Genomic DNA, 12,006 nt, shown 5'->3' with positions numbered 1-12,006 from the left:
CTAGTGGCTAGTGACTAGTGACTGCTTGGCTGTCACGCTCTGCCGCTCTACAGCTATCGCGAGGACCGCCGCGGCGATGCAGGCTCCACCGACCAGTGTCGTCCAGCGCAGCCGCTCGCCGAGAAGCGCGATCGCGAGCAGAGTCGTGAAGAACGGCTCGGCGGTGGCGATGATGCTCGTGCGCGCGGCGCCGAGAATCTTGAGGCCGGCCAGCAGCGCCAGGAACGCGATCACCGTGGACACGAACGCGAGCAGGAGCACATAGATCCAGGCGAAGGTCGTTGGTGGTGCGGCGAGCGCGCCCAGCATGGCCGCGTCTGGCAGCCACGGACGCGAGGCCGCGACGCCGGCGACAAAGAACGTGAGCAGCGCACCGAGGATGATGTAGAACGAAGCGGCGATCGGCGGTATCGCGCGCTGCAGATGATTGACGATCGGCAGATAGGTGGAATACAGCAGCGCCGCGGTGAGGCCGAGCACGATTCCCACAGGGTTGAGGTGCGTGCCGGCGCCCACGCCTGGTATGCCGATCATGAGAGCGACTCCAGTCATCGCCAGCAGCAGGATTCCGCCGCGCCTGGGTGTCAGCGGATCGGTGCCGCGCGCGGCACCGGTGAGCGCGAGCCATGCGGGATACGTGAAGAACAGAAACGCTACCACGCTCGCCGGAACGAAGCGCAGCGCTGACAGGCTTATGTACGTACACGCTGCTTGTATGAGACCCCCGATGGCGAGCAGTCCGATCCCGGCGCGCCAGTGCGCGCGCACGGGGGCGTGCGCAATCACGAACAGCGCGAGCGCGGCGAAGAGAAAGCGCCAGAAGACGAGGTTCAGAATGGTCATCTCTTCGCGAACGGCGAAGATGGTCAGAATCGAGATCGATCCGAAGCTGACCGCGGACAGCAGCACGAGCAGCGTGGCTCTGGCCGTCGAAGCGGGGATGTGGGGCACGTGCGGCGTTTGCATCGCGACAAGCTAAACGGCGGACTTCGGCGTCCTTTGTGCAGCTTTACTCGAACGGGAGGCGCGGTGTGCATGTTTTTGAGAAGACAGCGTCATAACAGGAACGGCATCAGCCAGCGCATTTGCTCCCGCTGCTTCACGCAGTACGCAGCGCTGATCCCGTCCCACACTTCCAGAAAGGAGCGTTTCTTCATGCTAGCCAGATTTCTCACCTCGTCAGCCCTCGTTTTGGCGGGTTTGAGCGCGATTGCTGCGCCATTACAAGGCCAACAGGACGCCAGTAGAGCGCCAGAAAAACCATCTATTAGCGTTTCTGCGCAAGGAAGCACTCGAATTACGCCGGACAGGGCCACCGTCCAGATCGGCGTCCAGACTCAGGGGCCCACGGCCGCGGCGGCGAGCGCCGAGAACGCGCGCGTCGCGCAGAGGGTCATCGCGGCCGTCAAGGCCTTGGGGATCGGGGCAGAGCAGATCTCAACCGTGAATTACTCGGTGAATCCGGAGTACCGCCACATCGAGAATCGCCGGCCGGAAGTCATCGGCTACATGGTCCACAACACCGTCGTTGTGGACGTGCGTCAGATAGAGCAGGTTGGCCGGGTCATCGACGCCTCGCTCGGCGCCGGCGCGAACATGATCAACTCCCTGAATTTCTACGCCTCCAACACCGAGGAAGCTCGGCGTGTGGCTCTCGCTGCAGCTGTGGCGAAGGCGCGACTGGACGCGGAGATCATCGCGCGCGCGGCTGGGGGGACGCTGGGGAGCCTTGCCCAGGCGAGCGTGGGCGCCTACATGGTCCCGATGGGCGGGGTTGTCAGGATGCGGGCAACCGCGGAGATGGCGGCACCTCCCCCCACACCGGTCGAGCCTGGGAGCGAGCTTCTAACGGTCCAGGTCAGCACGAGGTGGTACTTCCTGCCTGGCAGGTAACAACAATGTTTCACGTGGAACGTCTATATCGGCGTTCCACGTGAAACAGCCCCACAACACGGCTACAATCGGGGCGCCCCGCCTCTATATTGGCCCGCTAACTCCTATCAGGACGCCGTGGGCAGAATTATCGCAGTCGCGAACCAGAAAGGTGGGGTTGGAAAGACCACATCGGCCGTAAACCTCGCAGCCAGTCTGGCCGCTGCCGAGCATCGCACGCTGCTCATCGACGGTGATCCACAGGCGAACGCCACGAGCGGGATCGGCGTCGAGCGCGCGGACATCGAAAGCACCCTGTACGAAGTCCTCCTGGGTGCGACATCTATTGCCAACGTCCGGCATCGAAGCGTTGCGCTCAAACACCTCGACGTCGTGCCGGCAACTCCCGATCTCGCCGGCGCGGAGGTCGAACTCATCGACCGCCCGCGACGCGAGCAATGTCTGCGGACCGCGGTCGAGGAAGTGCGCGACGAGTACGACTTCATCCTCATCGACTGTCCGCCGGCGCTGGGACTTCTCACCGTCAACATGCTCGCCGCGGCCGACGGCCTGCTGATTCCTCTGCAGTGCGAGTACTACGCGCTCGAGGGGATCTCGCAGCTGCTGAACACCGTGCACCGGGTGCAGCACGGCATCAACGAAAACCTCGCGATCGACGGCGTGATCCTCACCATGTACGACGCACGGCTGAATCTCTCCCGCCAGGTCGCGACGGAGGCGCGCGAGTATTTCGGCGCTAAGGTCTTCCAGACCGTCATTCCGCGCAATGTCCGCCTCGCCGAAGCCCCGAGCTTCGGAAAGCCGATCATCCTGTACGACATCGCGTCAGCCGGCGCGCAGGCGTATCTCGCCGCCGCCGAAGAGCTGGTCAAGCGGACCGAGCAGACCGACAAGCAGGAAGCGAAGGTCGGACGCCAGCTGGAGGGTGCGAAGCGTGGCGACTGAAAAGCCCGGACGCAGACTCGGCAGGGGACTCGACGCCCTCCTCGGATCCGCCTCCCGGGAGCAGTCCGCAGCCGATGGACTACGCAGGATCGCGATCTCCGACATTCAGCCGAACCCTCTGCAGCCACGCAAGGAGTTCGCGCCCCAGGAGCTGGCCGAGCTCCAGCAGAGTCTCAGCGCCCACGGGATGTTGCAGCCGGTGACGGTGCGAACGTCGCAGGCAGGCCGCGGTTACGAGCTGATCGCGGGCGAGCGACGGTTCCGCGCGGCCATCGCACTCGGCTGGAAGGACATCCCGGCGCTCGTCAAGGACGTGGACGACTCGACGCTCCTCGCGCTCGCGCTCATCGAGAATCTGCAGCGCGCAGATCTCAATCCGATCGAGGAGGCGGAAGGGTACAAGCGCCTGACGGTGGATTTCGGGATGACCCAGGCACAGGTAGCGGAGCTCGTCGGCAAGAGTCGTCCGACCGTCGCCAACCTGCTGCGCCTGCTGGACCTCCCCCAGGCAGTCCGCGAGATGGTCCAATCGGGGCAGTTGACGGCAGGACATGTGCGCGCGCTGCTCGCGCTCAAGGACGACGCGGAGATCCTCGCCGCGGCGCGCAACATCGTCGACAGGCAGCTCAACGTACGCGACGTCGAGTCCACCGTCCGGACGGCGACGAAGCGTCCAAAAAGACAAAAAAAGGAACCCCGGAACGCCGGCTCGGCGTTCACGAAAAGCGTCGAGGACAAGCTCCGGAAACAGCTGCAGACCGACGTGAAAATCTCAGCCGACGACAAGGGCCGCGGGGAGCTGACGATCCACTTTTACTCCCATGAGGATTTCGAGCGAATCCTGGAAGCTGTGGGCGTTCGCACCGAAGAGCTGTTGTAGCCGGGCATTTCCACAAGTTTCGCAACTGAATGCCTCATAATGATTTAGTCTTTCCTACTTCGTGTTGGCCCACAGCTTCTCCACAGCGATGTGGGATCGCGAATCGGTCGCAAACACATAGTACTTTCCCGCATATTTGTGATATGCCCGGCGAAGCGAAATGACCGGCACGAAGCTTTCCGAGCTGGTTCGCCACCTTGATGACCTGCTCGAAACAGACAGCACTCCCGACTACCCGAACGCGGTCAACGGCCTCCAGCTCGCCAACAGCGGCGCCGTGTCGAAGATCGCCGTAGCGGTGGATTTTTCGTCGCGGACCGTCGCCGGTGCCGTGCGCGAGGGGGCGACACTCCTGCTGGTGCATCACGGGATGTTCTGGAGCGGGCTCGAACCGGTCAGAGGAACGGCCTACGAGCGGATGAAGCAGCTCATCGCGGGCGACCTGGCCGTGTACTCGTCGCACCTCCCACTGGACCGGCACGACAAGCTCGGGAACAACGTCCTGCTGGCCGGCGAGCTCGGGCTTGAGCCTTCGGGCGGGTTCGCCCGCTTTCAGACGATCGACATCGGCGTGCGCGGCGAAGCCGACATCGACACCGCGGAGCTCGCGCTGCGCGCCGCGTCTTTTTCCGAGAAGCACGGCGGCACTCTGCGCACAACGCCGATTGCGAGCGGACATCGAACCCGCAGGTGGGCGATCTGCACAGGCGCGGGCGCGTCGAGTGAAACGTTACGCGAGGCCGCCGAGCAGGAGATCGATACGCTGATAGTGGGAGAGGGCGCGCACTGGACGGCGGTGAGCGCCGCCGACAGCGGGCTCGCGATTCTATACGCCGGTCACTACGCGACCGAGACGCTCGGTGTGCGCGCGCTCGCGGAGCACGTGAGCGAAAAGTTCTCGCTCCCCTGGACTTTCCTGCAACACCCTACGGGACTCTGAACGAGCGGCAGCTGTCGTGGGTCAGAATGGTGATGTTGTTTACGACTTCGGACTGAGGACTTTGCGGCCTCAATCTGCAATCACAGGTGACCGTCATCGGAATTGGTCGACTACAAGCGGATCAGCAGAACCTCACGACGCTCGTCCACGATCTGCGCCACTGCCGCCGGCCGACGCGCTGCAGCAGGTGAACCCGCATGCCCTCGGTGCCCTCGACGCCGAGCACGAGGATGGGCCTGCGCGGTTGCCGTGACACCACCGCGACAAGAAGCTCCGTCACCGGGGTGTTGTCCGCGCGGCCGGTCATGTCGCTGGAGAAGGCCAGCTGATGCGCCTGTTGATCACCCGTCCGTTCGCCGACGAGGAACAGCCGCTGCTCCCGTGGATCGGCCTCCGAGCGCGAGGTGCGAACGAGCTCGGCGGCGACGATCGAGATACCGCCGGCCGGAAGAGCGTACGCGCGGCGTATCGCAAACGGAATTCCGCGCAGGGTAGAATCCGTGAGCTCGGTAACGTCGGCCGCCAGGGAGTAGATGGCGCGGGTGAGACTTGCCGAGTCCTCGGATCGCATTCCAAGGAGAGTGTCGATGACCACCGGCGTGACCGAGTCACGCTCCATCGCCACGCGCCACGCGCCGGACCCGGCTCGCTGCCCGACGCTCCTACCGGCGATCTCCACTGCGGGCCATGTAACACACGCCCCCGTGCCGGCTTCCGCGTCTACCACGCTGAGCACGGCCTCTCCGGCGTTGCCGCGCCGGCCAACCAGGATAACCGGCAGCGAATCGCCCACCTTCACGGAAATGGAGCTGTCCGCGAAGCGCGTGTCGCCGAGCTCCGGAACGATCAGCCGATAAGACTCCTCCGACGAGCTGAGACGCAGTACGAAAGCACGTCCAAGTCCAGCGGGCCAGCCGGTCAGCTGGGCTACCGGCGGGGACGGAACGACCGCCGGCGGCTGCGGCTCGGGCGGGCGCGGCTCCGGCTCGCGCTCCCCGCAACCGGTCAGGAGCGCCACGGCGACTCCGGCGGTCAGAAACAGCGAGCGTGTATGCGCCACTCCCGATAATTTGTGCGCGGCCAACCCCGTGTCGAGTGAGAGCGATCTCCCAACCACATGCACAAGCCACATCCGCTTCCGGTAGAGACCAGCGCTGGTGACATAATCGCCGTTCGCGCGCCCGCGCGCGAACGCTGGAGCTGGATCCTCTACGATTTCGCGAACACGATCTTCTCGATGAACGTCGTGTCCCTGTTCTTCGTCGTGTGGCTGGTGAAGGATCTGGGCGCTTCCAACACCGTCGCGATGATCGGCTCGGTGATCGCGTCGGTCCTGGTCGCGGTCTCGATTCCGGTGTTCGGCGCCATCTCCGACGCGAGGCAGCGCCGCAAGCCGTGGGTAGTCTGGTTCACGCTGGCAGCCGTGGCCGCGACCGCTACCATCGGAATTCTGAGCCAGACGATTGTCCCCCTCTCGGGCGAAAGCGTCATAGGTGGTCTGCCGCCCGGGTCCGCGGCCGCCAGCATTTCCGGTTCGGCGCTGGCGGTGATCATCATCGCGTTCATCGTGGCCAACTACGCGTACCAGGGCGCGCTCCCGTTCTACAACGCGATGCTGCCGGAACTCGCGCCGGCCAGCGAGTGGGGAAGGCTGTCGGGCATGGGCACGGCGATCGGATACGTCGGATCGATCACCGGCGTGCTCATCGGCACTGCGTTCTACACGGGCTCGATACCGCTGCTCGGCGATGTGCCCGCGGCGCTGATGACCGACCTCCGCGCGATCGTGCCCTTCACGGAACACGGCGGGCGTGTTTCGACTTTCGTCCCGACCGCGATCCTCATTCTGCTGTTCTCGCTGCCGCTTTTCTTCTTCTGCCGCGACCATCGGCCGGCGGTGGAGAAGCGAGCCGTCGAGTGGAAGAAAGCATTCCTGGACGTGATCGCCACGTTCCGCGAGTCGCGCAAATATCCGGGTGCCACGCGCTTTCTCGTCACCTCGTTCCTCTACCAGGACGCAATGGGGACGATCATAGGAGTGATGGCGCTGTACGCCGTGGAAGCGATGGGATTCTCCGAGGGCAGCGAAGCGATCCTGTTCGTGGTGCTCACGGTTCCGGCCGTGCTCGGGAGCTATGCGTGGGGGTATCTCGCGGACCGAATCGGGCCCAAGCGCACACTCGTCACAGTGATCACGTCGTGGATATTCCTGTTGACCGCGATGATCTTCGCGCCCACCCAGACTTCGTTCTGGATCGTCGGTGTCGGCATCGGCCTGGTGTACGGCGGGGTCGCCGCGACCGAGCGGCCGCTCATGCTGACGCTGATTCCTGAGCGCGACGCGGGCCGGTTTTTCGGGTTGATGGTGTTGTCGGCCCGCGCGGCCGCTATCGTCGGCCCGATGGTCTGGGCGGTCACTGTCGACGGGCTGATGCCGTCGATGGGTAAGGGCTTCGCTTACCGCGCTGGCATCGTCACGGTAGGGCTGGGGATGGTGCTCGCGCTCTGGGTGATGCGGCGGGTCCCGGATCGCCGGGCGTACTCGGACCAAGCGTACCAAGCCGCAGGAGGCGTATGACAAAGATCTGGATGCGCGGTACTCGAGGAGTGGCGGGATCGGAGCGGCGGCAGCGGCACGAGCCTCAACTTCTGGGAGCCGGCAGCGCGCCGCTGGAATCAGCTGTGGGTCGGCGGCGGCGGCGCGATTCTGCGGCTCGAGGGCGATTACCACGACGGCGCGATGGAGCTGAGCGGAAAATCAGCTCGCCAGACGCCCAATGGCGCGGTGCTGGACCGGCTGCGGTGGACACCCGCGGCCGACGGATCCGTCGAGCAGCTCTGGATGGTTTCAGCCGACAGCGGCAAGAGCTGGCGCGAGGTTTTCCGCGGGATCTACCGCAAGAAGCCCTAGCCGGATCCCGCGCTCGGCGGACCGTTGGGGGCGATCTTACTCCTTCGTCTCCATCCAGTTCTTCCCGACGCCGATATCCACCACCAGCGGCACCGACAGCTCGGCCGCGTGCTCCATCTCGTGCTTGACCAACGTCTGCGCCACATCGAGCTCGTCATCCGGAACCTCGAACACCAGCTCGTCGTGCACCTGCAGCAGCATCCGCGTCCGCAGCCCCCGCTCGCCGAGCAGCCGGTGAATGTGAATCATCGCGAGCTTGATCAGATCGGCGGCGGAGCCCTGGATCGGTGAGTTGGCCGCGGTGCGCTCGCCGAACGCGCGGATGTTGAAGTTCCTGTCGCGCAGCTCGGGGATGTAGCGCCGCCGGCCGAAGAGGGTCTGCACGTAGCCGTACTCCCGCGCGAACTCGACCATCGAGTCGAGGTAAGCGCGGATCCCCTGGAAGCGCTCGAAGTACTTCGCGATGAATTCCTTCGCCTCGGCGTGCTCGATGTGCAGCTGCCGCGACAGCGCCTGCGGCCCCTGCCCGTAGATCGTCGCGAAGTTGATCGTCTTCGCCCGCGCGCGCATCTCGGGGGTCACCTCCGCGACGGGCACCTCGAAGATGATGGACGCGGTCTGCCGGTGGATGTCGCCGCCGGCGTGGAACGCATCCACGAACGCGGGATCGTTCGACAGGTGCGCGAGTAAACGCAGCTCGATCTGCGAGTAATCCGCGGCGATCAGAGTCCAGCCCTTCTCCGGGACAAACCCGCGCCTGATCTCCCGGCCCAGCTCCCGCCGGATGGGGATGTTCTGCAGGTTCGGATCGCTGGACGACAGTCTCCCGGTCGCGGCCACCGTCTGATTGAACGACGTGTGCAGCCGCCCCGTCTGAGGATTCACCAGCTCGGGCAGGGTGTCCAGATAGGTGTTCTCGAGCTTCGCCAGCTCGCGGTATTCCATCAGCAGCACGGGAAGCGCATGTCCCGCTTCCGCCAGCTCCTGCAACACGCTCGCGTCGGTGGACGGCCCGGTCGACGTCTTCTTCAACACGGGCAGGCCCAGCTTCACGAACAAAATCTCGCGCAGCTGCAGGTTCGACGCGATGTTGAACTCGGTGCCGGCGGCTTCGTAGATCTTCTGCTCGACCGCTTTGCGCTCGCGCTCGAAGCGGACCTTGAGCGACTTGAACCAGTCGTCGTCGATCGCGACGCCGGTCCACTCCATCTCGGCGAGCACGTTCACCAGCGGCATCTCGACGTCGCGCAGCAGTTCCTTCAGCGCGAACTTCTCGAGCTGCGGCTCGAAGACCCCGCGCAGCCGGAGCGTGATATCCGCGTCCTCGCACGAGTAATCGCGCGCCGCCTCGACCGGGCATTCGTCGAAGCGCAGCGCTTCCTTTCCCTTCCCGCACAGGTCCTCGTACGACGTCATGGTGTGCTGCAGGAACTCCAACGCGAGCACGTCGAGCCCGTGCGAGCGGCGCCCCGGGTCGAGCACGTAGCTCGCGAGCATCGTGTCGAACTCGAGACCACGGAGATTCACTCCTGCTTTCCTCAGCGCCAGCAGATCGAACTTGGCGTTCTGCGCGCTCTTGCTGATCGACGCGTCCTCCAGCAGCTCCCGCAGCGGCGCCATCTCCGGAGAATCGAGCGGCGGAAGATTGTTCACCGGCTGCGTCGCCCCTCCGCCGAGCAGCCGCGACGCGATGCTCTCGATTTTCTTCACTGCCCGCTTCTTCGGGCGCACGCGCGTCGCTTCGTCTCCCCCCTGTACGGCACCGCGGTCCTCCGGGGCGTCGGTTGCCGAGCGGTCGCCGGAGACATCCATCAGAAAATCCGTCTGCTCGGCCGCGTGCTGCCGGTGCCGCAGGGGGAAGTAGTACGCCTCACCCGGCGCGACCGCGAGCGAGATCCCGATGAGCTTCGACCGCAGCGGATCGATCTTGGGCGGGTCACCCGCCGCGATCACGGTTTCCGTGTCGAGCGCGAACGAGCCGGCCTTCCGGGCTCTGGCGACGACGTCCTTCACGTGCGCGACCGTCTCGACGGTGGTGTATCGCCGCTCGAGTCCCGGCTCGGGAGCGCGCTTCGCCGGTGCCGCGTCCCTGGCGAGCGAATGGAACTCCAGCTCGACGAACAGGTCCCGTAGCTGGTCGCGGTCCGGCTCGCGCAGCTTGAGCGCCTCGAGGTCGAGCGGGATCTCGAGATCCTCGCGGATCGTCACCAGCTCCTTCGACAGCCGCGCGTTCGCCGCGTGCTCCTGCAGCGCCTCGCGCGGCCGCTTTTTGGTGATCTCGCCCGCCCGCGCCAGGATGTCTTCCAGCCCGCCATAAGTGTTGACCAGCTCGCGCGCCGTCTTGTCACCGATGCCGCGCACGCCCGGAACGTTGTCCGACGAGTCGCCGACGAGCGCGAGATAATCGGTCACGCGCCCGGGCGGCACGCCGAGCCGCTCGCTCGCGTTCTCGACTCCGACCCACTGCTCCTCGACCGCGGCGGAGCCGCCGCGACCCGGATTGAGGATCCACACGCCCGGGCGCACGAGCTGCTGGAAATCCTTGTCACCGGAGACGACCACGACGCTGACACCGCTCTCCGTTCCGCGGCGTGCCAACGTGCCGATGACGTCGTCCGCCTCGTACCCGTCCAGCGCGAGTATCGGAATCCGGTACGCGTCGAGCAGCTGGCAGATCCGCATCATCCCGCGGTCGAAGTCCGCCTGGAGGTCCTCGGCGAGCTTCTCGCGCGTCGCCTTGTACGCGGGATAGCGCTCGTGCCTGAACGACAGGCCGGAGTCGTGAACCCAGCCGAGGTACTCGGGCTTCTGCGCGGTGACGAGCCGCTGCAGGAAGTTGCTGATTCCCCAGACGGCGGAGGTGTTCTCGCCCTTGCTGGTGGTGAGCGGTCTGGCCATGAGCGCGTAGAACGCGCGGTAGATCAGGGCGTAGCCGTCAACGAGGAAAAGCCGGGGCGGCTCCGGAAGCTGCATCGCTTCCAATATAGCCGCCCCGATGACCGGTCTTACCGCTCCGCCAGAAGCCTCGAGGTGAGAGTCCGGAACTGGCTCTCGCTCTCGGGAGTCAGCTCCCACCGGCCGGACTGTCTCTCATCCGTGAAGATCAACTGTGTCCGGTGGCGGCGGTACACCCATATCTGCACAGGGACGCGCGACGCCGTGCCCAGTCGCCGGTCGCGCACCGTCACCAGCTGCTCCGCGACTTCATCGGGCTCGCCCAGTGAGACGTAGACCATCCCCCTGTCGGACAACCATCCAGCGATGCCTTCCGCACGAAAGCGGTCGTTCGCCACCTGGATTCTGCCGAAGTAATCGCGCAATCCCTCGTGGATCGGACTGACCGGATCCGGATCGGTCGCGCGGAGAAAATCGATCCACAGCTGCGCGCGCTGCTCGGGCGGCGCGTTTCGGAGAGCGGCCAGCCGCGACGGCGGGGCGAAGAAGCGCAGGTACATCAGCATGTCCTCGAACGGCGCTACCGGCAACTCGTCGCCGAAGCTCACGAAGATCGGTGTCGCGCTGCTGTCCCTCGTGTCCAACCGCGTGAACAAGACGTAGCCGACACCGACGCCGAGTCGCGCGACCGGGATCGCTACGACCCCGCTAAGCAGCCCGCCGCGGCGCCCGAGGTTGGAAGTGTCCGCCCACAGCATCGTGCCGGATTCGTTGCGCACGCTGATGCGAATAGGAATCACGGTAGCGTCGCCGTAAGCCTCGAGATAGACGACCACACTCGAGTCGCGGCCGAAGACGGCCGTCGACCGCGGGCTCGGGAGCGCGCTCGGCAGCGAATCCAGCCGTTGTCTCGCCTGCACCTGATAGACCGCGAGCGGGGACGACACCGATCCGGAGCCGAGCCGCGGGACGGTAACTCCGAGAGTGTCGGCCGACGTGCGCGTGCTGCCCACGTCGCGCACGATGAATCCGAAGGTGTAGGCGCCCGGCGGAACGCGGAGGTACCGCTGGAAGATCACGCTCTCGTCGGTCCGCGTCGTCTCGCGGAAGTTTCCGACGCGCACCATCTCGGACGCGTCGATCCGCTGCACTTCGCCGCCAGCCTGGTTGAGCCGCAGCTGCACCGCGTACTGCGCGCGGTAGACGTCGCCCTCGCGAGCGAACGTCAGCGACCGCGTCGGAATGGAGACCGACACGAGAGCGATCGTCGTGTCGGGGCTCGGCGAGGCAAAGAACGAGACCTTTCCGACGAAGGACACGGGCATATGGGCCGAAGCCAGTCCCATGGCCCGGTAGAACCGGGTCGCATCGGTCAGCGCCCCGTCCGTCGGCAGGACCTCGAGAGTGCGGCTCGTCGTGAGGCCGGGTTTCGACCCGGCGCACCCGGAGAAGGCGGCTGCAAGGGCGGCCAGGAGCAGGGGCCGGAAGAGTCCTGTAATGGTCGTCATCGATGAAATCCTCGGGCGAAGCTCACTATGCGGC

Annotated in this window: 10 protein-coding genes; 6 read left to right on the top strand and 4 right to left on the bottom strand. The window is 65.5% G+C overall.

What is annotated here, in order from left to right; translation table 11 throughout:
• On the bottom strand, nt 1–966 hold the full coding sequence (locus tag WEA80_06715) for a DMT family transporter (protein ID MEX1186263.1): 966 nt from the start codon (nt 964–966) through the stop codon (nt 1–3).
• Between the two features lie 189 nt (nt 967–1,155).
• On the opposite strand from WEA80_06715, the gene WEA80_06710 reads away from it, so the two are divergent.
• From WEA80_06710 to WEA80_06695, 4 genes are all read left to right on the top strand, one after another.
• A complete protein-coding gene (locus tag WEA80_06710; GenBank protein MEX1186262.1) occupies nt 1,156–1,893 on the top strand; it encodes an SIMPL domain-containing protein in 738 nt (245 codons plus the stop codon).
• A gap of 117 nt (nt 1,894–2,010) precedes the next feature.
• Nucleotides 2,011–2,838: an AAA family ATPase gene (locus WEA80_06705; GenBank protein ID MEX1186261.1), complete on the top strand. Its 828-nt coding sequence runs from the start codon at nt 2,011–2,013 to the stop codon at nt 2,836–2,838.
• Nucleotides 2,828–3,718, top strand: a complete 891-nt coding sequence (locus WEA80_06700; protein ID MEX1186260.1) for a ParB/RepB/Spo0J family partition protein — start codon at nt 2,828–2,830, stop codon at nt 3,716–3,718. The genes WEA80_06705 and WEA80_06700 overlap by 11 nt, the downstream gene beginning before the upstream one ends.
• 160 nt (nt 3,719–3,878) lie before the next feature.
• The gene (locus WEA80_06695) at nt 3,879–4,658 is read left to right on the top strand and encodes a Nif3-like dinuclear metal center hexameric protein (protein ID MEX1186259.1); all 780 of its coding nucleotides are present in this window, start codon (nt 3,879–3,881) and stop codon (nt 4,656–4,658) included.
• Nucleotides 4,659–4,779: 121 nt separating this feature from the next.
• On the opposite strand, the gene WEA80_06690 is transcribed toward WEA80_06695, so the two are convergent.
• On the bottom strand, nt 4,780–5,718 hold the full coding sequence (locus tag WEA80_06690; protein MEX1186258.1) for a hypothetical protein: 939 nt from the start codon (nt 5,716–5,718) through the stop codon (nt 4,780–4,782).
• Nucleotides 5,719–5,775: 57 nt separating this feature from the next.
• On the opposite strand from WEA80_06690, the gene WEA80_06685 reads away from it, so the two are divergent.
• Complete coding sequence (locus WEA80_06685; protein MEX1186257.1) at nt 5,776–7,236, top strand: MFS transporter; 1,461 nt, start codon at nt 5,776–5,778, stop codon at nt 7,234–7,236.
• 162 nt (nt 7,237–7,398) lie between these two features.
• Nucleotides 7,399–7,569 carry a hypothetical protein gene (locus WEA80_06680; protein MEX1186256.1) on the top strand — a complete coding sequence of 57 codons (171 nt, stop codon included), beginning with the start codon at nt 7,399–7,401 and terminating at the stop codon, nt 7,567–7,569.
• 36 nt (nt 7,570–7,605) lie between these two features.
• On the opposite strand, the gene polA is transcribed toward WEA80_06680, so the two are convergent.
• Both polA and WEA80_06670 read right to left on the bottom strand, forming a co-directional pair.
• Nucleotides 7,606–10,542 carry a DNA polymerase I gene (polA, locus tag WEA80_06675; GenBank protein ID MEX1186255.1) on the bottom strand — a complete coding sequence of 979 codons (2,937 nt, stop codon included), beginning with the start codon at nt 10,540–10,542 and terminating at the stop codon, nt 7,606–7,608.
• A gap of 32 nt (nt 10,543–10,574) precedes the next feature.
• A complete protein-coding gene (locus tag WEA80_06670; GenBank protein ID MEX1186254.1) occupies nt 10,575–11,972 on the bottom strand; it encodes a GWxTD domain-containing protein in 1,398 nt (465 codons plus the stop codon).
• Nucleotides 11,973–12,006: the final 34 nt, after the last annotated feature.

The organism is Gemmatimonadaceae bacterium (genome assembly GCA_040882285.1).
Taxonomy (GTDB): Bacteria; Gemmatimonadota; Gemmatimonadetes; order Gemmatimonadales; family Gemmatimonadaceae; genus JACDCY01.
This window is presented reverse-complemented; position numbering and strand designations above follow the sequence as displayed.

What these genes read in the sequence shown, in the direction of transcription:
- WEA80_06695 (MEX1186259.1), top strand. Translation starts at nt 3,879, where the DNA reads ATGACCGGCACGAAGCTTTCCGAGCTGGTTCGCCACCTTGATGACCTG.
- WEA80_06710 (MEX1186262.1), top strand. Translation starts at nt 1,156, where the DNA reads ATGCTAGCCAGATTTCTCACCTCGTCAGCCCTCGTTTTGGCGGGTTTG.
- WEA80_06670 (MEX1186254.1), bottom strand. Translation starts at nt 11,972, where the DNA reads ATGACGACCATTACAGGACTCTTCCGGCCCCTGCTCCTGGCCGCCCTT.
- WEA80_06685 (MEX1186257.1), top strand. Translation starts at nt 5,776, where the DNA reads ATGCACAAGCCACATCCGCTTCCGGTAGAGACCAGCGCTGGTGACATA.
- WEA80_06715 (MEX1186263.1), bottom strand. Translation starts at nt 966, where the DNA reads ATGCAAACGCCGCACGTGCCCCACATCCCCGCTTCGACGGCCAGAGCC.
- polA (MEX1186255.1), bottom strand. Translation starts at nt 10,542, where the DNA reads ATGCAGCTTCCGGAGCCGCCCCGGCTTTTCCTCGTTGACGGCTACGCC.
- WEA80_06680 (MEX1186256.1), top strand. Translation starts at nt 7,399, where the DNA reads ATGGAGCTGAGCGGAAAATCAGCTCGCCAGACGCCCAATGGCGCGGTG.